This window comes from Desulfococcus sp., assembly GCF_050178255.1.
GTDB classification, from domain to species: Bacteria; Desulfobacterota; Desulfobacteria; order Desulfobacterales; family Desulfococcaceae; genus Desulfococcus; species Desulfococcus multivorans.
This window is the reverse complement of the sequence record NZ_JBFXGG010000047.1, coordinates 1-22,593: the sequence shown is the minus strand read 5'-3', so window position 1 is coordinate 22,593 and position 22,593 is coordinate 1. Positions and strand designations below refer to the sequence as shown.

Here is a 22,593-nt window from a genome sequence, read left to right as displayed (position 1 = left end):
GGGGATGAGGGGCCGTTTATCCCCGGCAAGCGTGTCGTAAAGGCGCATCTTCATGATTCCTGGAGACCAGCGTACGATCGTTTCCCCGACGTTCCGTAAAACCGATCTCGTCCAGGTACTCCAGAACGGGAAGGGCGCCCGTGCGGCCATAGCCCAGGATTTCGTTGCAGTCGTTGGCGGTAATATGCCCCTTGCCTGAGATGGCGGCCCGGACCCGGTCCATGATCTCTTCCAGAGATTGGAGGGAGAGATACCGGTCGTTGTTGAGGCGAACCAGCCGTTTCTGTCGGGCCAGATAATGCAGGAGCTTCTCGACATCCCGTTTCGATGTCCCATGGGGACAGGAGCGCCAGGCGGTATGGGCGGTAAAGGGGGTGATTCCCGCCGTTAAGGCAACATCGAGGAGTTTTTCCACCAGCATTGTTTGGCCCGGGTTCAGGCGCCCGCTCACGTCAGGCATCAGGTAGCCGCCGGCCTCGGTAATCAGGCGGTCTTCTCGGCAGAGTCCGGCCAGGGCATGCTGAATCAGCCCGTCGCTGGTGCCGTCTGGAAGTTTGTTTCGGATCTCGGCGATTTTGAGATCGCCCCTGAGGGCATCCTTCCGGAGGGCCTGAGCCACGATCTCCAGAATTCTCTCCCGCGTGCGGTCAAAAGCCGCCTTTCCCACGAGCCCCGGCCCTCCAAGGGAGATGAAATCGCCTGAAGCGATGCCCCGGTCGATTTCCTCGCAGATCTTCTCCGGCGGCAGGCCGGTCTGTTCGGCTACGGCATCGGTGGTGATCGGTTGATAGGGATGCCGATTCAGAAGGCTGGGTAGAATTTTATCAACCTTTCCGGATTGCAGCGCATGAAGATAGGAAAGCAGAGGCTTTGCTCTGCACGCGCGAAACTTGACCTTCGAAGTCTCCAGCACCCGCCCCGCGGCGATGACCATCGGCCGGTTCATGGGAGAAACCACAAACCGATCTCCGGGCATGGCCGGAAGGGGCGACGACAGACGGCATTGGACCAGACCATGCTCGCCAGGTCCCAGCACTGCCGTCTCCATCATCACGATCATCGCTGCGACAGCGGCGGTGCCAAGATAGATCTTGACGATCTGTCGATTGACGAGGGGTTCGGTATGTGGAGGGAGCATCCTCAACTCGACGTTGAGGAAGGCGGCGGAGGTGAGCGTATCCGCACTGGCCAGGAGCATTCCTCGGCGGACCTCCGAAAAGGGCACCCGATGGAGATTTACCCCGACCCGCTCTCCGGCAGATGCCAGGAGTGCCTGCTCTCCGTGAATTTCAAGAGACTTGGCCCGGGTCCTGACGCCTTGGGGTAGGAGATCGACGGCGTCGTTCTTGGTGAGTTCTCCCCCGAGAACCGTGCCGCTCACGACCGTTCCGAGGCCCGGAAACTGGCGAACCTGGTCGATCCAGAGCCGGAAGGGATCTGCGGTACGCTTGCCCCGGGCCAGGCTGTGCTCGGCTTCCAGGGCCGCCAGGACAGCATCTTTTCCCGCTTCCGTTCGGGCGGAGAACGGCACGACAGGCTTGCCCTCCAGAAAACTCCCCTGGATCAGTTCCTTGACCTCCATCCGGGCCAGTTCGATAGTCTCGGCATCCACCAGATCGTTTTTGCTGATCACCACGAGTCCGCCGACGGTACCGAGGCTGCTCAGGATGTTGAGATGTTCGATGGTCTGGGGCATCACGCCGTCGTCCGCAGCCACCACCAGCACCGCCAGGTCCACGGCGCAAAGTCCCCGAATCGTGTGTTTGAGAAAGGCGGTATGGCCCGGCACGTCGATGAGGGCTGCTCGGGCGCCGCCAGACAGGATCAGCGGCGCCACTCCCGATTCAATGGAAAGGCCCCGCTCCTTCTCCGCTTTCATCCGGTCGGTCTCCACGCCCGTCAGGCAGCGGACCAGGGCGGTCTTGCCGTGGTCGACGTGGCCCGCCACGCCGATGGTGATATGAGTGCTCATGATCCTCTCGATATGGAAGGGGCAAGGGGAATCGAACCTCCTCCTCGTTTTTGAGACGAGGCCGACGGTTTTGAAGACCGCGGGGTGCCCAGCACCATTGCCCCTGGAGATGCGGGGCATCTCTTGCGGAGAGGCCCCGGGATGATCCGTTGAAACTGACTTTGATCGGAAGTGAGAAGTGGCATCGAAAATACCATCATGCCGTGTCCCGATCTCTGAAGATCGTGGCATAAACCGACACGGACGCGACGATGATGGCGCCGTGAACCAGGCGGGTCCAGAACCCGGAGAATCCTGCGCTGATGATGCCGGCCTCGATGATGCCGATGATGGCGGCCCCCACGAGGGTACCGAAGACCGTTCCCTCCCCGCCGAATACCGAAGTGCCGCCGATGAAGATCGAGGCGAACACCAGAAGCAGGTAGCCTTCCCCCTGGGTGGGCCACCAGTTGGCCATTTCCAGGCAGGTCATGACGGAGACCAGGGCGCTGACGGCCCCCATGAACACAAAGAGCAGGATGCGGACCCTGCCGGTGCGGATTCCCATGACGCGCGCCGTGCGGATGTCGTCCCCGATACAGAGGACGCTCTCTCCGAAGGCGTGGCGGTTCAGGATCAAGCCCAGGACGCCCGCAATTCCCAGGCACCAGAGGGACTGGGCCGGAATGGCCCCGGTCAGGCGGCCGACAAACAGGTGGTGAAGCAGGGTGTCCCGGACCGGGACGAGGTTTCTGGCCAGGCCATCGGCCATGAGCGTCGAGAGCCCTCTCCAGAAAAACTGGGTGCCGATGGTGGCGATGATGGAGGGGACTCCCACCCTGACCACGAGCATGCCGTTCATCAGACCAGCCGCGGATCCGACGGCGACCGCGGCGATGAATGCCAGCCCCGCGTTTCCCGTGGCAAGAAAAAGCTCCGCGAAGGTCAAACCGGAGACGGCCATCACTGAAGGGAAAGAGAGGTCCATTTCTCCAGCGATGATCAGGAAGGTGAGGCCCAGAGCCAAGAGAGCGGTGAAGGGGATGGTGGATGCGAAGGAGATGTAGATCTGCGGCGACAGGAAGGTCCTCGGGCTCAGGAGGATAAAAATCGCCAGAAGACCCGCAAAGACCCCTGAAATACCGATCTGGATGTTGAAACGCTGCAGGAGGACCTTCATGTGGAACCCGTCCTGCGGGCGCTGATGGAGATGCGCTGGAGTTCGGCACCCAGGGATTCAGGACTCAGCCCGTCCCGGAGGTGTTCTCCGACGATCTCTCCTCGTTCCATCACCAGCACCCGATGGGCGACTTGGTGGATGTGACTCATGTTGTGGGAGATGAAGATGCACGTCTTCCCTCCGTGAGCGATGCGGCGGACGAACCCCAGAACCTTCTCCACTTCGTTGAGGGAAAGGGCGGTGGTGGGCTCGTCCAGGACGATGATTCTGGCGTCGAAGTGCATGGCCCGGCCGATGGCAAGCCCCTGGCGTTCCCCGCCGGAGAGGGTTCGGACCCGGGCATCGGGACTGATGCCCGAGCTCCGGAGCCCGACGTGGGTGTTCAGGATCTCCAACGTCGCCCGCTTCTGAGCCTCGACCTGGATGAACCCCAGGCGGTCCGTCATGGGCCTGCCCAAAAAGACGTTGCGCCACAGGGGCTGTTTTTCGCAGAGAGACCGCTCCTGGTGGACGGTTTCGATGCCCAACCGCCGTGCGTGGCCGACATCATAGGTCCGGAAGTCGATGGGCCGCCCGCCCACCGTCATCTGTCCGGCGTCGGGCTTGTGGACGCCGGACAGAATCTTGATCAGGGTCGATTTCCCCGCGCCGTTGTCTCCCACAAGCCCAAGGACCTCTCCCGGCCGAAGGTCCAGACTGACGGACTGGAGTGCCGTGACGCCGTCGAAGGATTTGCAGATCCCGTGAAGGCACAATACGGGCGGGACCTTCCCCGGATTGGTGCGGCGTCCATCCATGGATCAGCGGATACCCTGTTTGGCCAGGGGGGCCACAAGGCCGATGTTGCCCTTGTGAACCAGCCCGCCCCCGGTGTCGAGTTCAAGGCCGGTAAAACCGTATTTTTGGGTCAGCACGATCTGGGCCACCGAAAGATAGCCGAGAAGATAGGGTTGCATCTCCGAGACGATGTCCACATACCCGTTTTCGATGGCCGACGCGGTGGCCGGCGAAAGGGAGAAGCCGCCAACGAAGATCGCGTCCGGCCCCTTGCCGGCCGCCCTGAGGAAATTCTCCATCTGGGAGGTGAGGGCGCCGTGATCGATCAGGATCATCCTGCAGTCGGCATGCGCGCCGATGTACCCCGTGATGATGGGGGTCCCCATGGACGTATCCTTGTCCACCTCGGGGCTGATCTCGATATAATCCACGACGACTCCGGCCTCCTCCAGGGTCCGGATCATGGCGCGGGCCCTTCGTCCGCGCTCCTCAAGCTGTTTCAGCCCCCAGATGAGGGCCCGGTCCCCCTTCTTGAGACCGGACCGGGACAGGGCCTCTTTGGCAAGCGTGGTGCCCATGACATCCGGGTCGGTGCCGATGGATCCGAATCCCCGTGATTTGTATTTTTCCAGGGCTTGGGGAAGGTTCGTGTCCACGCAGGTAACCAGAATGCCCGCGTCGAAGGCCTCCTGGATGAAGGGCGCATAGGCCCCGTCCCCCGGATGGCCCATGATGACAATCCCGTCCGGCCTGGCGGCCAGAGCGGTCTTGAAATTGTCGATCATCTTTTCCGGGTTCCAGTCGGAGTAAAGCAGCTTGAGGTCGCACCCCAGATCCGAGGCGGCTTGGAGGGCGCCGTTCTGGACGATGGTGTTGTACGGCCCGCCCACCGGGCCGCCGGTATCGAACCAGATGGTGACGTTCCTGCCCAGGGGAGGCAGTTTTTCGGCGGCGGACGGTTGGCCGGCGGCCAGGATCAGGCACAGAGTCACAGCCGACAGAAATGCGGCAGTGCATTTTTTCATCTTGTTTCTCCTTGATGTTTCAATGGGGTGGATTCAACCCGCAGCATGAAGTGTCAAAGCATCTCCAGGTAGGCTTCGATGCGCACCCGGAGCTGTTCGGTGTCGCTCTCGGCATAGTCGGTTTCGAGATGCAGGGTGGGGATGCCGAATCTCTCCCGGATGAAGGCCTCAACGCTGAAGGCTTCGATGTTGTAGGTATGGCAGGCCTGCCAGGTGAGGTCGACCACGCCGTCGGCTGAAAAGGTCCGGATCATGTCGGCCAGCAGGTCGAAGCGCCCGGTGTTGGGACTCATGACCGAGCAGGGAGTGGCCAGGTACTGCTCGGCCAGGGCATCCATGGGTTCCCTGGTTTCGTCGACGGCAAAGGTCTGCTTGTATCCGGAGCAGTTCTCGAAGGCCACTACGTCGGCGCCGCTCTCCTCGATGATTTTCACGACCTTGTCGCTGCCCAGACCGACGGGGACGCCGGTGAGCAGGATGCGCGGGCGGCTTCCAGAGATCTTTTGATCCGGCCGGAACGCTCCGCTCATGGCGTCTGCCACGGCCGCCTCCATGAGGGCGATCCCCTTCTCCTTGTCCGCGAGAAAGCCTACCTTGAAGAGAATTTCCAGGAGCCGGGAGCCGGGCAGGGGGGTGGGCCGCGCCTGATTCACGTCCATCAGGTCTTTCCGGGCGGCCCGTTCCCGGTTCATGAGGCGGATGGCGGCGCTAAGGCGGTCGTCATCGATGGTCACACCGGTCAACTCCGCAACGATGCTCCGGAACCGTTCCAGCTCGGTCCGCCAGAAGGGGAGGGATGTTGCCGGATCCTGGTTCTGGGGGAGCTGGAGCACATGAGTGGTTTTGTACCGGGAGAGCAGCTCGAACATCTTTTTTTTCCCGTCGCAGGTGGTGTCGCCGACAATGATGTCGGAGAACCGGAAAAACGGGCAGGTGTCGGTGACGGCAAAACCGAAGCTGCTCTTGATGAGCGGGCAGAGGTTTCGGGGCAGGATCTCCTCGGCCGCGGCTATGGGGTCGTTTCGGGTGCCGCAGAGCGGCAACGGAATAGCTTCGGCCGCCACGGCGATCTCCGTGGGCGAATAGAGGCAGTAAAAGCCGATGGCGGCGCGGCCGGCTGCCTTGGCCTGTTCAATGTCCGCCAGGTTCTGTTCCGTGATCTGCTGAAGGGTGTTCATAAATGAAAATGAAGAGGGCATATTCCGCTTTCTATTTGACTTCATTTGAGCCCTCCCGCCAGCAAGGCGGCGCCCAGGGCGCCGACAAGTTGCGGGTCCTCGGGTATCAGAACGCTGCGCCCCAGGGATTCGGCGAGAAGAGAGCGCATGCAGGGGTTTTTGGCCACGCCGCCGGTGAAGACGATGTCGCCGGATGAGGAAACACGGTTGATCATCCCGACGGCCCGGCGAACGACACTCGCGTGCAGGCCCCTGGCGATCTCCCGGCGGTTTCGACCCCTTGCGATGAGGGAGGTCACCTCGGATTCCGCGAACACGGTGCACATGCTGGAGATATTGAGGTCGTTTTCAGCGAGGAGTGCCTCCCGGCCGAATTCCTCGATCTCAAAACCCAGGGTCCGGGCCATGATCTCCAGGAATTTTCCCGTGCCGGCGGCACACCGGTCGTTCATCTCGAATTTTCTCACCCGGCCGTCGGGGAAGAGGGTGATGGCCTTGCTGTCCTGGCCGCCGATGTCAAGAACGGTTCGAGCTTCGGGAAAGAGTCGGTTCGCCCCCCGTGCGTGGGCTTTGATCTCCGTGACCGTCGGGGCTTCGAAAGAGATTTCGAAAAGATTCCGGCCGTAGCCGGTGGCCATGACGGCGTCATGGGCGACGCCCTCCATGAGCCTGTGGGCTTCGGCCATGGGGTTGAAACCGGTGTCGGCCTGAAGGCTCTCCACAATATTGCCCGTTTTGTCGACGACCACGAGTTCGATGGTGCGCGAGCCGATATCGATGCCTGCGTATCTCACTTGCGAACCCACTGTTATTCCTTCACCGGCAGCACGTGGATGGCCTTGATGATGAGCTGCACCTCGTCGTTGGGTTTGAGCTCGAGGGCCTCCGCGGATTCGGTCGTCAGGACCGACGCCATCTCGACGGGGTCTGTGACCTCGAATTTGACCAGCGACATCACATCCCCTTTGTTCAGGGAGGTCACCTTGGCTTTGATGGTGTTCCTGGCACCGTATTTCATTTCTGGCTCCTCGCTTTTCGATTTTTTTAATATGCGTTTTTCTATCGAAGCTGTTCGATGAAGGCTTCGATCCTCGTTTTCAACTGACCCACATCCTCCATCCCGTAGTCGGTCTCGATGCGAAGGGTGGGGATGTTCTTCTCCTCGAGAGCCCTTTCCACCGGGAAGGATTCCATGAGATAGGGCTGGCAGAACTGGAGACCATAGTGGATCACCCCGTCGGCATTGTAATCTTTGGCCATCTCCTCGATGTGGGCTGTGCGCTCGGGGTTGGGGGTGAAGATGGCGCAGTCGACCTTGAAGTAGCGATCTACGACGGCTTCCATCATCGCCTCGACGGTGTCGCCTGTTTCCTCCGTGAGGTTCCGGGTGCCCCGCTCGCCCACGCAGGACTCCTCGCCCACGATCACCGCGCCCGAGGTTTCCACGATGTAGGGCAGCTTCCAGTTGGGAACGGCCTGCGGGCAGCCGGAGATGAGGATCCTGGGTGTTTTCGCCGGGAAAACCCCTTCTTTCTCCGCGATCCGCCGCTCCAGTTCGTCGCAGATCTTGTTCACGGAGGTGGTGAAGCGCTCCGGGTTGTCGTAGAAGAAGACCTGGTTGGCGAGAAGGGCATCCATACCCGAGATGGGGGCGGGGTCGGCCTTTCGCAGGGAGGACAGGCGATGGATGGCCGCCCGCTTGGCGTTCACCGTCCGGATCGTCGTCTTGAGGGATTCAGCCGTCACGGCGACGCCCGTGAGGGCCTCCAGCGCGGTCTTGAAGCGGTCGTATTCGGCCCTCAGGAGGACCCGGCCCTGCTCGGATTTGACTTGGGGAAGATCCATGACATAGAGGTTCTTCACCAGTGAGTCCAGGGTTTCGTAAGCTTTCTTCTTGCCGTCGCAGGTGTTTTCGCCCACCACCATGTCCGCGCTCTCCAGGTAGGGACAGACCTTGCCCAGCTTGAAGCCGAAGAAAGACTTGATGAGGGCGCAGGTGTTTCGCGGCTGCAGCCTCTCCACCGCCTCCATGGCGAAGTCGGCGCCGGAGCAGAGCCCGACGAGGGTGGCGTTCGCGGCCAGGACGATCTCCTCCGGCACGAAGACGCAGTAGGACCCGATGATCTTGCGCCCCGCCGACTTTTCGTCCAGGAGTTCCTTGATGCGGAGGCCGTGAACCTCGCTCATGACGAAATCGAAGTATCCCATGCCATCGGGCCGGTTTTTCTGGGTGAGGAAGAAATCCGTGTAGGTCTTCCCCAGAACATTCAGCAGGGCGTCATGGGCCGCGAGGTCGAGCCCCAACTCCTGCCACATCGAAACGTATGGGTTGTCCATGTTTGTCGCCTTTCGTGTTCAATAAGGGAAATGCGTGGATACACTATTATGGAAATATTATATGATACAAATCGATAATAACGATAATGAATGAAATGGAAATAGAAGAAATCAATAACGCCTGGTGTCGGGATTGGGGAATGCTTATCCTTGACGGGCAGCCGATTCAGATCGTAGACCCAGCGGAATCGATTTCCGCCCAATCTTCAGCATCCGAAACCGATAGATTTTATAAATCCGATCGGATGACTTTATCAGGATTACCGATTTGACCGGGATCAGCGGGGTATAGTAGCGTTTTTAGAATCAAGGAACTCAACTTTCGACTTTCATAGGCCGTATCCTCCCGGCACCTATTTCCGATCACCGTCATGAAAGTCGAGAGTCAAGGAAAATATTTTCGGGATTGTGATGATCGCGTCATTGGAAAGATCGTACCTGGAACGGACGAACGCATCCGGGTGACACGGCAGTGATGTTTGGGATCAGGGTTTCAGCCCTGAATGATGAAGGGATGCAGCATGAAGGTAATCGATGCCAGGGGGCTGGCCTGTCCGGCGCCGGTTCTGATGGCCAGGGACGCCGTCGAAACGGATGCGGGCGGCCGGGTGAAAGTGATCGTAAACGACCGCGCTTCCAAGGAGAACGTCTCCCTGTTTCTCGAATCCCGGGGATTTCACGTCTCTGTCGATGAACGTGACGGCGATTTCCACATCACCGGCGAAGGCGGGCCGGGTGCGGCGGCGGCTCCCTCCGCCGCCGATCTTCCCGACGCCGACCTCAAGAAGATCATGGTCATGGTGACGACCGACCGGATGGGGTATGGCGACGATACACTCGGCCTGAAGCTGATGCTCAATTTCATCAAGACCCTGAGGGAGATGGGCAGCGAGCTTTGGCGCCTCGTTCTGGTCAACAACGGCGTGAAGCTTGCCGTCACCGGATCGGCGGCCCTGGAAGACCTCAATTCCCTGGCGGCCGCCGGGGTGACGATCCTGGTTTGCGGCACCTGCCTCACCCACTTCGATCTTCTGCACGAAAAACAGGTGGGGGAGACCACCAATATGCTCGACATCGTCACGGCCATGCAGCTCGCCGACAAGGTGGTGAACATTTAGCCGGAACGGCGACAAAGAGATCACCCTCTTTGTCGCCGATGGGGCGCATAGAAGTGCTGTCTGCAGAATGTTTGCGGAAGCGAAAAACGATACCGGCGTATCACCCAACATCTGTGGGATTGCATCTGCCGGCGAAGGTATACCGCCGCCGGCATCATGTCACAGGGCTCAATATCCGTAGCTCGACCCGTCCCAGCAATGGGTGCAGACCCGATCCCTGGGCAGGCCGATGGCCGCCACCATGTCGTCGAGCCGCTGGTACTGAAGGGTGGTGAGACGGAGCATCCGCCGGATCTCCTCGACCATGGCCAGATTCTTTTTGGATCCGTGGGCGACGTAGGCCGCCAGATCGTGATTTTCATCCCCCTCCAGCTTCCGGATGACCTTTCGGCTCGCCAGATCCAGGGTCGAGCGAGAGGTGGAGAAGTTGAGAAACTCGCAGGGATAGATCAGGGTGGGGCACGCCGGCCGCATGTGGACCTCCCGGGCGCCGTAATCGAAAAGGATCTGAACGTTTTCCTTGAGCTGGGTACCGCGTACGATGGAGTCCTCGCAAAAGAGAATGCGTTGCCCGCCGATGAGGCGTCGCACCGGAATCAGTTTCATCCGAGCCACCAGATCCCGCATTTTCTGATTCTGGGGCATGAAGCTTCGGGGCCAGGTGGGCGTATACTTCACAAAAGCGCGCCGGTAGGGAACCTGTTTCTCGTTGGCGTATCCGAGTGCATGACCGATTCCCGAGTCGGGGATGCCCGAAACGAAATCGACAACGGCGTCGTCGTTCCGGGCCAGCGCCTCGCCGCATCGGTTGCGCACCCACTCGACATTGATTCCCTCGTATTCCGATGCCGGATATCCATAGTAGATCCAGAGAAAAGCACAGATCTGCATTTGCTTGCCCGGGGAAGCGAGCTGTTCCCAGCCGTCGGGGGTGATTCGCACGATCTCACCCGGACCGAGGAAGTGATCGACCTCGAAGCCCAGATTCGGGAAGGCGCTGGTCTCGGAGCTGACGGCCATGGCGTCATTCCGGCGTCCGATGATCAGGGGGGTGCGGCCCAGACGGTCCCGTGCGGCGTAAATGCCGCGGTGGGTGAGCAAAAGCAGCGTGCAGGATCCCCTGATGCCGGCCTGGGCGTTGGCGATGCCCTCTTCGAAGCTGCCCTCCTCGCAGATCAGCCGGGCCGCCAACTCCGTCGGCTTGACGGCGCCGCCGGTGGTGTCGGCGAAATAGCCGCGTTTGGCAAAGGCACCCCGGATGAGGTCTTCCTGGTTGTTGATCTTTCCCACACAGGCAAGCGCAAAGGTTCCGAGGTGGGAGCCGAGGACCAGGGGCTGGGGGTCGGTGTCGCTGATGATGCCGATGCCCCGGGTGCCTTCGAAGCGGTCCAGTTCCGATTCGAACTTTGTCCTGAAATAGCTGTTTTCAATGTTGTGAATGGCGCGCTGGATGCCCTTGCCCCCCGAGACCGCCATGCCGCCGCGCCGGGTTCCCAGATGTGAGTGGTAATCCGTGCCGTAGTATAGTTCTGAAACACAGTCCGATGCCGATGAAATGCCGAACAATCCGCCCATGCGCAGTGCCTTTTTCCTTTTGGGATGATGCTGTTGCCCTCAATGAATTTCCGAATGATACTGTTGGACCGACCGGACCTTGGGCCGCCCCTCCCGCCGGGCTGCGATCCCCCTGGCCGCGGCGATGGCCGCCGCCGTGGTCGTGATATAGGGAATTTTGTAGGCGATGGCCGTCTTGCGGATGTCCGCACTTTGTGCGCTGCTTTCACCGCCACTGGGCGTATTGATCAAGAGGTGGATTTCGCCGCTTTTCATGGCGTCAACAAGATTGGGCCGTCCGAACCCGAGCTTGGAGACGGGGACGGTGTCGATACCCTTCTCCTTGAGGAATCGGTGAGTGCCCTCGGTGGCTGCGATTTTGAACCCCATATCCCGGAAAAGTCGCGCAGGCTCGATGGCCGCGCCCTTGTCACGGTCTGCGATGGTGAAAAGGACCGTCCCCTCCAGAGGCAAGGAGACCTGGGTGGCTTCCTGTGCCTTGAAAAAGGCGCGGCCAAAGGAGTGGGAGAGGCCCAGCACCTCCCCGGTGGATCGCATCTCAGGACCCAGGACCGGGTCCACCTCGGGGAACATGCTGAAAGGGAAGACCGATTCCTTTACACCGTAGTGGGGAATCCGTCGATCCTTCAGATCGAGTTCCGCGATGCTTCGACCCAGAACCACCTGAGTGGCCAGCCGTGCCATGGAGAGCCCGCATACCTTGGAGACGATGGGTACGGTCCGCGACGCCCGGGGGTTGGCCTCGAGCACATAGATCGTGTCATTCTGTATGGCGTACTGGATGTTCATGAGTCCCACGACATTGAGCTCGACGGCGATGCGGCGGGTATAGTCTCGAATGGTGTCGATGTGCCGGGTCGAAAGACTCAGGGGAGGAATGACGCAGGCGGAATCTCCCGAATGGATTCCGGCCAGCTCGATGTGCTCCATCACGGCCGGAACAAAGGCGTCCTTCCCGTCGGCGATGGCGTCCGCCTCAACCTCGATGGCGTTGTCGAGGAAGGCATCGATGAGGACGGGACGTTCCGGCGAAATCTCCTCGACGGCAACGTTCAGGTACCGTCTCAGGTTGTCGGCGTCGTGGACGATCTCCATGCCCCGGCCGCCCAGCACATAAGAGGGGCGCACCATCAGAGGGTAACCGATGCGCGCGGCGATGGCCAGGGCCTCGTCGAAGCCTGCGGCCATCCCCGATTCGGGTTGGGGGATGCCCAGACGTCGCATGACCGCGTTGAACCGCTCGCGATCCTCGGCCAGATCAATGGTCTCGGGCGAGGTGCCCAGGATGCGGACGCCGGCTTTGGCCAACTCGCTCGCGATGTTGAGGGGAGTCTGTCCGCCGAACTGAGCGATGACGCCCAAAGGTTTCTCCTTTTCGTAAATGCTGAGGACGTCCTCCACGGTCAAGGGTTCGAAATAGAGTTTGTCCGAGGTGTCGTAGTCGGTGGAGACCGTCTCCGGATTACAGTTGACCATGATCGACTCGTAGCCCGCTTCGCGGATGGCGAAGGCGGCGTGGACGCAACAGTAGTCGAATTCGATTCCCTGGCCGATACGATTGGGACCGCCGCCCAGCACCATGATTTTTTTGCGGTCGCTTACCGGCACCGTGTCTGCTGCGTTGTAGGTGGAGTAGTAGTAGGCGGCATTTTCAACGCCGCTCACCGGAACGGCGTCCCAGGCCTGGCGAATGTTCAAGGCCTCCCGTCGGTTGCGGATGTCCGTTTCGGGCACTGCCAGCAGCATGGCGAGGTATCGGTCGGCGAATCCATCCTTTTTGGCCTGCACCAGCAGGTCATCGGGGATGTCTCCGCCCCGGCAGGCCAGAAGCTTTTCCTCGAGCTCTACCAGTTCCTTCATTTGCCGGATGAACCAGGGCTTGATGTGGGTTCGTTCATAGAGGTGCTGGATGTCGGCGCCTTTGCGAAGCGCCTCATACATCAAAAATTGCCGTTCGCTGGTGGGCTCGCCCAGGCGGGCCATGAGCTCATCCAGCGAAAGCGTGTTGAAATTTTTGGCGAATCCCAGTCCGTAGCGATTGATCTCGAGGCTGCGGATTGCCTTCTGAAAGGCCTCCTTGTAAGTCTTGCCGATGCTCATGGCCTCACCCACGGCCCGCATCTGGGTGCCCAGGCGGTCCTGGACCCCCTTGAACTTTTCGAAAGCCCAACGGGCGAATTTGACCACCACGTAGTCGCCTGAAGGCGTGTATTTTTCCAGGGAGCCTTCCCGCCAGTAAGGAATCTCGTCCATGGTCATGCCGCCGGCCAGAAGGGACGAGACCCGGGCAATGGGAAACCCGGTGGCTTTGGAGGCCAGTGCCGAGGATCTCGAGGTGCGCGGGTTGATCTCGATGACCACTACCCGACCCGTCTTCGGGTCGTGGGCGAATTGGACGTTGGTGCCGCCGACGACCTCTATAGCCTCGACAATGGCATAGCTGTACTCCTGAAGCTTCTTCTGCAGGGCCGGATCGATGGAGAGCATGGGCGCCGTGCAATAGGAGTCGCCGGTATGCACGCCCATGGCGTCGACGTTCTCGATGAAGCAGACGGTGATCATCTGGTTTTTGGCATCACGTACCACCTCCAGTTCCAGCTCCTCCCATCCCAGCACCGACTCCTCCACCAGTACCTGGTGGATCATGCTGGCCGCCAATCCCCGGGCGGCAACCGTGCGCAACTCCTCCCGGTTGTAGACCAATCCGCCGCCGGTGCCGCCCATGGTGTAAGCCGGCCGGATTACGACGGGATACCCCAGTTCGTCGGCCATCGCTTCGGCGTCGTCGACGGTCTCCACTGCACGGCTTCGGGGCATCTCGATCCCTAATCGTTCCATGGTGTTCTTGAAGGCGGTGCGGTCCTCACCCCGTTCGATGGCGTCGATGTTGACGCCGATGACCTTGACGCCGTAGCGCTCGAGAATGCCGGCTTTCTGAAGCTCGGCGGAAAGATTCAGCGCCGATTGTCCCCCGAGGTTCGGCAGGACGGCATCAGGCCTCTCTGCAGCGATGATTTCCTCGAGAATCTTCACGTTCAAGGGTTCGATGTAGGTGGCGTCGGCCATACCGGGGTCGGTCATGATGGTGGCCGGGTTGGAGTTGACCAACACGATTTCGTACCCCATCGCCCGGAGTGCCTTACAGGCTTGAGTGCCGGAATAGTCGAATTCGCAGGCCTGGCCGATCACGATGGGGCCGGAACCGATGATCAGAATCTTGTGGATATCGTCACGTCTGGGCATGAATTTCCCTTTCCAAAATAAGCGTTATAGACTTTCAATTAAAGATGTCGGCAATCTGGCAGGTCCCCCACCCATAAATGCAATCTGTCGTCATCAGACTGCACCTCCCGGCATCCTTAATTTGAAAGCCTATAGTTCGTTACGTCGAATATTATGTGTCAAGGCTTTCACACGAAACGCCAAATTGACTTCGAAACCTTGCGTCCAACAGAATGCAGATAGTTTAAGTGAAACTGAAAATCAAGGGGTATGTCGCACAAAAAAAACGCTTTTTTTCTGGATGACGTCAAGCATCAGGGTTTCCGCGTTGATCGGGAGGCCCTCCACTGATGCAAAAAACCCGCCTTTGTCCAAAGGCGGGTTTTTGGGATGAACCGGCATTCGACACAGCGATTCAGAAGTCGAACATTCCGGCCCGGAAAGCCTTGAGGTAGTTCATGCAGAAGTTGTCCTTTCCGGCCAGGGCCTCGGCAGCGATGATGTTGGCCATCATCTTTTTGTCGAGGGGATTCATGATGGCACCGTCAAGGCCCTTGGCAATGGCCATGACCATGAAGGTCTGGTTCATGAATTTTCGGGCCGGCAGGCCGTAGGAGATGTTGGAGAGACCGCAGGCGGTGTGGATGCCCTGAAAGGTCGTCACGATCTTCTCGATGGTGTTGATGAACTCCATGCCGAAGGCGTTGTTGACGGACATGGGCTGGACCAGCGGGTCGACGTAAATGTTCTCCAGCTTGACGTTGTTCTTGAGAAGACCGTTGACCAGTTTGTCGGCGATTTTCATCCGGTCGTCGACGGTCTCAGGCATGCCCTCGTCGCTCATGCACAGGGCGATGACCTTGAGGTCGGTGCCGGCGACGATGGGCATGAGGTTTTCGTAACGATCCTTCTCCAGGGAGATGGAATTGATCATGGGCGTGCCCTTGTGGACCGCCAGAGCGGTCTCGATGGCTTTGGGGTCGGGACTGTCGATGGCGCAGGGCTTGTCGCTCACGGCCTGGACGGTTTCGACAAGCCATTTCAGGTATTCAGGCTCCTTGCCCACGAAAATGCCGGCGTTGACGTCGATGAAGTCGGCGCCGGCATTGTCCTGATCCTGGGCCACCTTCTGAATGGCCGCGGCGTCCTGGGCCTCGATGGCCGTGCCGACGGCCTTCCGGCTGGCGTTGATGAGTTCTCCGATGATAATCATGGTTATATCCTCAGGGTGAAGGGGGTTATCGGTGTCGGAGGGCCGCCTTGCGCCGATGGACGGGTTCGGCCCCCCGTTGCAGCGGTGTTCAGATCGTTGCCAGAAAGTGTCACGCCGCGATCAGACGACGGGCCAGCTCCACGGCGCCGGGTGCGTCGTCGGAGTATCCGTCGGCCTTGATCTGGTCGGCGAAGGCCTGGGTGACCGGGGCGCCGCCCACGATGGTCTTGACCGTGAGGCCGGCCTCCCTGATGGCGTTGATGGTGGTCTGCATCGCAGGCATGGTGGTGGTGAGCAGCGCCGAGAGTGCCACGACCCTGGCCTTGTTGTCCTTGGCGGCCGCAACGAATTTGGCGGCGTCCACATCGACCCCAAGGTCGATCACATTGAAGCCCGCACCCTCCATCATCATGGCCACGAGGTTCTTGCCGATGTCATGGAGGTCGCCCTTGACCGTGCCGATGACCACCGTACCTTTTGACTCGGCGGCGCCTTCGGCCAGGTGGGGCTTCAAAATCTCGAGTCCGCCCTTCATGGCCTGGGCCGCCATGAGCATCTCGGGCACGAAGAGCTCGCCTTCGGAAAATTTTTTGCCGACTTCGTCCATAGCACCGATGAGGCCTTCGTTGAGAATGGCATCGATGTCCGTTTTGGCCTCGAGTTCGGCCTGGACCAGCTTCTTGACCGATGCTTCGTCGAAAGTCATGACTGCCTGAAAAATGTCTTGAATTGCCATTGTTTGTTGCCTCCCGATCAATTGAATAGTGTTGTGAACAGTGTCAAAATAAAGTTGTCGTTAAATGAAGAAACGATACTCAAAATGTATAATCAATCTCTTGTTTGAGTAAAAACATTTCATCGCAGCGAGTGGAATTTAGCGTGTTTGGCGCTTTATATCTGAAGTTGTAGGAAAAATCCACTCTTATTTGAATAGAAAACATTCTTTTGATATATTATCTTTCATTGTGGTGCTGTCATACGACCCGGCCGTCGAGCGGCTAAGGTCGATGGTGGTCTATCCCTTTTTCCGACGGGTGACGAATTCGGTGAGAGCCGCTTCAATGGCCGGATCGATGTCCGGCTTTTCGTAGGCGGCCAGGCGTTGTCCAAGCCGATCCACAGCGAACTCGTCGATCCGCTTCTTGCCGGCTGCTTTCCAACCGGCGTGGTTTTGGCGATTCATAAAATCGGTAAGGTAGAATTCTGTTCGGCAGAGTTGGAAGGTCTTGGGTTGCGTCAGGTACTGTCCTCCGATGCCGACGGCTTTGATCATTTCCACGTCGATGGACGACGACGTCACCTCCATGGGTTTGAGAAGCCGTCGAGTGATGCCGCAGAGTTCTTCGTCGATAAGGAACTTTTCGTAGCTCATGGAGATGTAGGATCCGAGGATACCATTGGCATGGAGGATAAAGTTGATGCCGTTCCGGGCCGCCGTCGTCAGGGCCAGGGTGGACTCGACACCCGCCTGGGCGTCCGGGAAATGGGCGTCGGTGAGGCCCCCGCCGCTTCGGCTGGGAAGGTTGTAGAATCGAGCCATTTGAGCGGTGGCGGATACCACCACGGAGAGCTCGGGGCATCCGATGGAGAGCCCGCCGGTTTTCATGTCCATGGCCGAAGATGTCGAGCCGTAGATCACCGGAGCCCCGGGGTTGACCAACTGGGCCAACGTGACGCCCGCTAAAATCTCGGCGGTCTGGAGGGCCAGTACCCCGGACAGGGTGACGGGTCCGGACGAACCGGCCATGATCAGCGATGCGATGACGCAAGCCTGATTGGCTCTTGCCAACTCGATGAGAGATCCGGCCATCTCGTCGGAGAACTGGAGCGGTGATAGGGAATTGATAAGCGATACGGTCACCGGACCCACCGCCTTGAGTTTCTCTATACCGCCCCAGATGATGGCGGCCATGTCGACGCAGTCCTTGGCGCCCTGTTTCGAGACGGGGCTGCCCATAAAGGGTTTGTCGCAGAGGATGATGTTCGAGAAGATCATGTCGAGGTGGGCGGTATCCGCTGGAACGTCGGAAGGCTCCACCATCATGAAACCGTTCATGTCGATGTGCTTGGAGGTTTGGATCAGTTTGCAGAAATTGTCGTAGTCTTCCATGGTGGCTTCCCGCTGTTCTCCGTTGGTCAGGGTCACGAACGGTGCACCGTAGCCCGGTACGAAAACGAAATCGTCTTCTCCAACGGCAACATTTTTTTCGGGATTCCGAGCGGTTATGGTAAATCGGGAGGGCGTGGTTTTCAATGCGTTCCGAACCTGTGCCTCGGTGATGAAGACGATTTTTCCATCGACCTTGAATCCGTTTGCTTTAAAAATGGAAAGGGCTTCATCCTCGTTGAAGGCGATGCCGGTGGTGCCAAGGATATCCATGGCGGCGTCATGAATCCGGGTCATCTGATCCTGAGTTAAAGTTTGCATGCGATCGTACATGTTAGCTCCTTTATGGTCTGAGAATTTGAGTAAAACTTACGGATCGTTTTCGGGTCAATAAAGCGGCGGAAGCGGTAACCCCGCTCTTTGCCTCAGCGTTCTTTCGCATCCTTCACCGGCCGTTCCGGGAAGTCGCCGCGAATGTCGGCAAGGGTCTGGTTCAATCCTCTGAAGGTGCCGTAGAGTACCATGAGCAGGAGGAACATCATGGGAAACGCGGTTGCGATGGATGCGGTCTGGATGGCCTTCAATCCCCCCGTACCCGCCAGGACGGCGGCGACGGCGCCAAGGGCGACGCCCCAGAAGGCCCTGAGGTTCCGGCTTGGATTTTCGTGTCCGGAGACGAACATGGCCAGGGAGACAGCGGCGGAATTGGCGCTGGTCAGGAAGAAGGTGGTGATCAGAAAAATAAGGAAAACCGATAGGATACCTGTAAGCGGCAGGTGTTGGGCAATGGCGAAGATGGCACTTTCGACGCCGTGTTGGCTCAGGGTTTCGGTAACGTCGAACCGGATGCCGGCACCGCCGATGACGCCGTACCATAGGAAGTCGCCCAAGGTCGGCAGGATCAGGGTGGCGGCCACGGTTTCACGGATGCTCCGGCCTTTGGAGATTCGGGCGATGAACACGGCCACGAAAGGCGCCCAACTCATCCACCACGCCCAATAAAAGACAGTCCAGGATCCGAGCCAGTTCCCCTCTATTCCGGGCGCCGTGTATAGACTCATGGGGATGAAATTGAGCAGATACTGGCCAATGGCGCTGGTGGTCAGGTTGATGAGAAAGATCGTGGGGCCGAATACCAACACGAAAAACCAGATGCCGACAAAGACGACCATGTTGATGTCACCAATGATTTTGACGCCCTTTTCGATGCCGGTGTAGACTGCGAAGGTGAAAATGGCGGTCAGAATGCCGATGATGATGTATGTGCCGCCTGCCCCCAATTCAACACCATATTGAAATTTGAGACCGCTGGAGAGTTGCAGCGCAACCAACCCCGTCGTGGTCGCCAGTCCTCCCAGGGTCGCGAAGACCGCGAAAATATCGAGAATCTTGCCCCATGTGCCGTGAATCCGCTCCCCGATGACATAATAAAATGCACTTGAAAACTTGAATGGGAGGCCTTTGGTATAACACGCATGGGCTAAGGGAATGGTCAAAAGGGCATAGATGGCCCATGCGCTGAGACCCCAGTGGAAGAAAGAGTAGGTCATGGCATTGGCGCCTGCAACGGCGGTTTTGGCCTCTCCGCCAAAATAAGGCGGCGGCGTCATGTAATGGTATGCCGGCTCTGCCGGACCCCAGAAAACGATGCCTGCGGCAATAGCCGATCCAAACAGCATCGCAAACCAGGAAAAATTCGAGAATTCAGGCCTGTCGCCGGAGAGGCCCAGTTTAAGGGTTCCGTATTTTTCACCCATCAACACAACACAACCGGCTACCAGCAAAAATGTAGTGATCAGGTAGAGCCATGCCCATCCGCCTGTGGTCCAGTTGAAGACGGCGTTGATGGCGGTGTTCATGGTTTCCGGAAATAAAATGGACCCCAGGATGAAGAGTATCGTAACAGATGCGGATACCCAGAAAATAAACGGATCAAAGGGACGGTTGGCATTGGCCCGCATGGCTTCTCCTTCGTTGTCGCGTTTCTTGCGATTGTTTGATGAAACCGACAGGAAACATAGTAAATATTGGGTGGCACGCCGATAGTTTCTTCCGGCAAACCGGTCGGTGATGACATTGATTTTTAGAAATGCATACAACATGCCATGCGTGAAATACGGTTTTTCCATCCGTGTCCATGAGAAGGGATCGTAAGATCTTATACGATAATATTATTTAAGAATACAGATTGTTATTGATTTTTTGGTATCCTGGAATACCGGCGGATCCGGCTGTGGCCCAGGTCTCCGCAATGGCGATGAGAAAAAAAATTTTCAGTTTATCGTTTTCGGGATGTGAAAAAATTTTTGAAGATGAAAAATTATTTGACGTCAGGGATGAAATGGATATGGTAACAGTAAAGAGGAATTGACCGACGCGCTTTTACTTCAAGCGATCCACCCAGGACAGGAATAGCCGATGATGCAAGATTCATTTTCACGAAAATCCCGACTCGACCTGACGGAGATCGATATCTTCGGCATTCTGTCGGCGTTGGATGAAGGGATTATCATTACCGATATCAAAGGACGTATTCTTTTTTATAATGACACCCAGGCCAGGATCGACGAACTTACGCCCGAAAAGGTTATCGGACGCCGGGTCACGGCAATCTACCGCCTCAGCGAGCGGGAGAGTATGATCATGAAATGCCTGGAGACCGGACAGCCGATCCGGAACCACCTTTTTTTTTACCGAACCCACCTGGGTAAAGAGGCCAACACCATCCACAGTGTGTTTCCGCTCTATCGCAATGGCGTGATCGTAGGCGCTATATGTTTTGTAAAGGATTACAATATGCTGGAACACACCATCACTGCGTCCAGCGATCTGACGCCCCACAAGAAACCGTTGCTTGAAAACGGCACCCGCTACAAATTCAGCGATATTGTCGGAAAGGATGAAACCTTCATGCGGGTGCTGAAGATCATTCGCCTCTCATCGGATTCGCCTTCACCGGTCATGCTTTACGGCGAAACCGGCACCGGCAAGGAGCTGTTCGCCCAGTCCATCCACAATGCCAGTTCTCGCCATGAACGCCCCTTCGTCGGAATCAACTGTGCCGCCATTCCGGAAAATCTTCTGGAAGCGTTGCTTTTCGGGACTGCCCGCGGAGCCTTCACCGGAGCCATGGACAAGGCCGGCATATTCGAGCAGAGCAGCGGTGGAACACTGTTTCTCGATGAAATCAACTCCATGCCCGTCAACCTCCAGGCCAAGTTACTGAGAGCGCTTCAGGAAATGCGCGTACGTCGCATCGGGGCTGCGAATGACATCGAGATCGATCTCAAGATCATCAGCTCCGTCAACATCGATCCGCATCAAGCCATAAAAGAGGGACGTCTTCGGATGGACCTTTTCTATCGTCTGGGGGTGGTTTTTGTGCGTATCCCGCCTCTCCGGGAGCGTAAGGACGGGATCGAGAGCCTGACGCGGCATTTCATTTACAAGAACAACCTGGCTCTCAACAAGCAGGTCAAAGGTGTTTCCGATGAGGTCATGGCCTTTTTTCAATCCTATCAGTGGCCCGGTAATGTCCGCGAATTGGAACATATTATCGAGGGAACCATGAACATGATAGGCGTTTCGCAAACCATAGAATCTCACCATCTGCCGATTCACTTCATCCATCCGGATTTCAGGCGGCTTTCGACGGAGAACGATGTCCCCTCTTGCTCCGTGCCCCTGCACCCGGCAGCCGAAGTCGACCGGTTTTCGCCGTCGACCGCCAGGGCCGGATTTCCTCCTGTGTCGGGCAGCCTGCCGGAAACCCAGAAAAGTCAGGAGCGGGACATGGTTTCTCAGGCGCTTCTGAATTCGAAGGGGAATGTTTCCAGAGCAGCCCGAAGCCTGGGCATATCCCGTCAACTGCTTCACTACAAGATGAAAAAATACGCTATTGACCGGAAACAGTTCACCGAATGAGAGAAGGTGTTTTTATGTCGTGCGCGTCTATTTCAGGACTGTTCGCCGGTTGGCCGGGTTTCAATCAACGAATGTCTCGGAGCTCCGGGAATCAGAAAAGGCGACATGGGAGAATCCCCCAGGCAAATGAAGGCTATTCCCCATAGACAGGGATACTGTTTTCTGTAATTCAGGAGCAGTTGATAAATATCAAGGAGAGCCAGATATGAACGTTGTCACCCAGCGGGCATTTGCCCGCAACGAATACCGGGCTCCGATCCGGTTTTCCAAGGAAACGGCCCAAACGATCCATAAAGGAGAGATGCTCAACAGCAGCGTCGGGGGCATGGCTTTCATCGCCGAGCACGAATTGAGACCGGGGGACGGCATTCTGATTCAACTACTTGAAACCGCACCGGATGCCTGCGGTCTGGACGTCAAACAGGACTATTATGCCGAGGTTCGATGGTGTATCCCGGGGAACGCCGAAGAAGTATCGAATTTCCAGGTCGGCGTGCGATTTCTGATGGAAACCTGCCGCCTGTGCGACGAGATCATTCATCCCTGCCGTCTCGACAACGCAGGACTGTGTGACGCGTGCCGGGAACACGTCTGTTCCTTTTCCGACGGCACGATCAAGGATTGTATCGAAAATTATCTGATGGGAAACGTTCTGTAAGGCCGCCTTCAATGAAGTTTCTCCAGTTTTTGCGATTTCCCCAAGAATCGATTGTGTCAAGCCCTTTTTTGAGAGGGGTGACGTGGTGAAGCTTTGGACGCGGCGGCAAAGGGTGTTTTCTCTTCAGGAGATGATTTTTTTCTCCGGCTAACGCGATGCGGCGTTGCCGATATCGATTCAACGGCCTTTTTCCCGCCGTCCTCCCGGGCCTTGAGCCATGCCGCGATCTTGGGGGCGAACTCGGCCTGATACCTGGCGCTGACATAGATGCCGATGTGGCCCGTGTTGAGGCACAGGTCCTCGGTGTCCTCGCTCCCCACCGCGCGGG

At 58.1% G+C, this 22,593-nt stretch carries 18 protein-coding genes, 1 tRNA gene and 1 pseudogene; 4 read left to right on the top strand and 16 right to left on the bottom strand.

The genetic code is table 11. The annotated features are described in order from the left end of the window. Positions 1-16: 16 nt before the first annotated feature. The 9 genes from selB to AB7S84_RS10335 form a co-directional block, all read right to left on the bottom strand. Positions 17-1,972 carry a selenocysteine-specific translation elongation factor gene (selB, locus tag AB7S84_RS10375; protein ID WP_428154324.1) on the bottom strand — a complete coding sequence of 652 codons (1,956 nt, stop codon included), beginning with the start codon at positions 1,970-1,972 and terminating at the stop codon, positions 17-19. Positions 1,973-1,985: 13 nt separating this feature from the next. After that, positions 1,986-2,077 (bottom strand) — tRNA-Sec (locus AB7S84_RS10370). 91 nt (positions 2,078-2,168) lie between these two features. Next, entirely contained in the window at positions 2,169-3,131 is a 963-nt protein-coding gene (locus tag AB7S84_RS10365) for an ABC transporter permease (protein ID WP_428154322.1), read from the bottom strand. Next, complete coding sequence (locus AB7S84_RS10360) at positions 3,128-3,928, bottom strand: ATP-binding cassette domain-containing protein (protein ID WP_428154320.1); 801 nt, start codon at positions 3,926-3,928, stop codon at positions 3,128-3,130. The genes AB7S84_RS10365 and AB7S84_RS10360 overlap by 4 nt, the downstream gene beginning before the upstream one ends. 3 nt (positions 3,929-3,931) lie before the next feature. Next, positions 3,932-4,933: a sugar ABC transporter substrate-binding protein gene (locus AB7S84_RS10355; protein WP_428154318.1), complete on the bottom strand. Its 1,002-nt coding sequence runs from the start codon at positions 4,931-4,933 to the stop codon at positions 3,932-3,934. A 53-nt stretch (positions 4,934-4,986) separates the two neighbouring features. Then, positions 4,987-6,156: a double-cubane-cluster-containing anaerobic reductase gene (locus AB7S84_RS10350; protein ID WP_428154315.1), complete on the bottom strand. Its 1,170-nt coding sequence runs from the start codon at positions 6,154-6,156 to the stop codon at positions 4,987-4,989. After that, complete coding sequence (locus AB7S84_RS10345) at positions 6,153-6,917, bottom strand: acyl-CoA dehydratase activase (RefSeq protein WP_428154313.1); 765 nt, start codon at positions 6,915-6,917, stop codon at positions 6,153-6,155. Before AB7S84_RS10345 ends, AB7S84_RS10350 begins: the two co-directional genes overlap by 4 nt. Positions 6,918-6,919: 2 nt before the next feature. Continuing rightward, complete coding sequence (locus AB7S84_RS10340; protein ID WP_428154311.1) at positions 6,920-7,129, bottom strand: TOBE domain-containing protein; 210 nt, start codon at positions 7,127-7,129, stop codon at positions 6,920-6,922. Positions 7,130-7,170: 41 nt separating this feature from the next. Then, positions 7,171-8,448: a double-cubane-cluster-containing anaerobic reductase gene (locus tag AB7S84_RS10335; RefSeq protein WP_428154309.1), complete on the bottom strand. Its 1,278-nt coding sequence runs from the start codon at positions 8,446-8,448 to the stop codon at positions 7,171-7,173. Positions 8,449-8,543: 95 nt separating this feature from the next. Between AB7S84_RS10335 and AB7S84_RS10330 the strand changes: the two genes are divergently transcribed. Together AB7S84_RS10330 and yedF are read left to right on the top strand one after the other, a co-directional pair. Beyond that, on the top strand, positions 8,544-8,720 hold the full coding sequence (locus AB7S84_RS10330; RefSeq protein WP_169829051.1) for a hypothetical protein: 177 nt from the start codon (positions 8,544-8,546) through the stop codon (positions 8,718-8,720). A gap of 249 nt (positions 8,721-8,969) precedes the next feature. Continuing rightward, on the top strand, positions 8,970-9,566 hold the full coding sequence (gene yedF, locus AB7S84_RS10325) for a sulfurtransferase-like selenium metabolism protein YedF (RefSeq protein WP_428154306.1): 597 nt from the start codon (positions 8,970-8,972) through the stop codon (positions 9,564-9,566). 168 nt (positions 9,567-9,734) lie between these two features. On the opposite strand, the gene AB7S84_RS10320 is transcribed toward yedF, so the two are convergent. The 6 genes from AB7S84_RS10320 to AB7S84_RS10295 all read right to left on the bottom strand — a co-directional run bounded on the left by AB7S84_RS10320 (position 9,735) and on the right by AB7S84_RS10295 (position 19,644). Further along, a complete protein-coding gene (locus AB7S84_RS10320; protein WP_020878042.1) occupies positions 9,735-11,141 on the bottom strand; it encodes an amidophosphoribosyltransferase in 1,407 nt (468 codons plus the stop codon). Between the two features lie 39 nt (positions 11,142-11,180). Further along, positions 11,181-14,384: a carbamoyl-phosphate synthase large subunit gene (gene carB / locus AB7S84_RS10315; protein WP_020878041.1), complete on the bottom strand. Its 3,204-nt coding sequence runs from the start codon at positions 14,382-14,384 to the stop codon at positions 11,181-11,183. A 394-nt stretch (positions 14,385-14,778) separates the two neighbouring features. Next, the gene (locus AB7S84_RS10310) at positions 14,779-15,576 is read right to left on the bottom strand and encodes a methyltetrahydrofolate cobalamin methyltransferase (protein WP_020878040.1); all 798 of its coding nucleotides are present in this window, start codon (positions 15,574-15,576) and stop codon (positions 14,779-14,781) included. Between the two features lie 109 nt (positions 15,577-15,685). Beyond that, positions 15,686-16,312 (bottom strand): cobalamin B12-binding domain-containing protein, encoded by a 627-nt coding sequence (locus AB7S84_RS10305; protein WP_428154302.1) that lies wholly within the window; start codon positions 16,310-16,312, stop codon positions 15,686-15,688. Positions 16,313-16,591: 279 nt separating this feature from the next. Continuing rightward, positions 16,592-18,016, bottom strand: coding sequence for a trimethylamine methyltransferase family protein (locus AB7S84_RS10300; RefSeq protein ID WP_020878038.1), 1,425 nt, complete (start codon positions 18,014-18,016; stop codon positions 16,592-16,594). Positions 18,017-18,108: 92 nt separating this feature from the next. Then, the gene (locus AB7S84_RS10295) at positions 18,109-19,644 is read right to left on the bottom strand and encodes a BCCT family transporter (RefSeq protein ID WP_144016522.1); all 1,536 of its coding nucleotides are present in this window, start codon (positions 19,642-19,644) and stop codon (positions 18,109-18,111) included. A 457-nt stretch (positions 19,645-20,101) separates the two neighbouring features. Between AB7S84_RS10295 and AB7S84_RS10290 the strand changes: the two genes are divergently transcribed. After that, a complete protein-coding gene (locus AB7S84_RS10290) occupies positions 20,102-21,607 on the top strand; it encodes a sigma-54 interaction domain-containing protein (RefSeq protein ID WP_020878036.1) in 1,506 nt (501 codons plus the stop codon). A 205-nt stretch (positions 21,608-21,812) separates the two neighbouring features. Further along, positions 21,813-22,265, top strand: coding sequence for a PilZ domain-containing protein (locus AB7S84_RS10285; RefSeq protein ID WP_428154298.1), 453 nt, complete (start codon positions 21,813-21,815; stop codon positions 22,263-22,265). Between the two features lie 56 nt (positions 22,266-22,321). On the opposite strand, the pseudogene AB7S84_RS10280 reads toward AB7S84_RS10285, so the two are convergent. Continuing rightward, positions 22,322-22,593, bottom strand: a pseudogene (locus tag AB7S84_RS10280) (hypothetical protein); the annotation flags it as partial.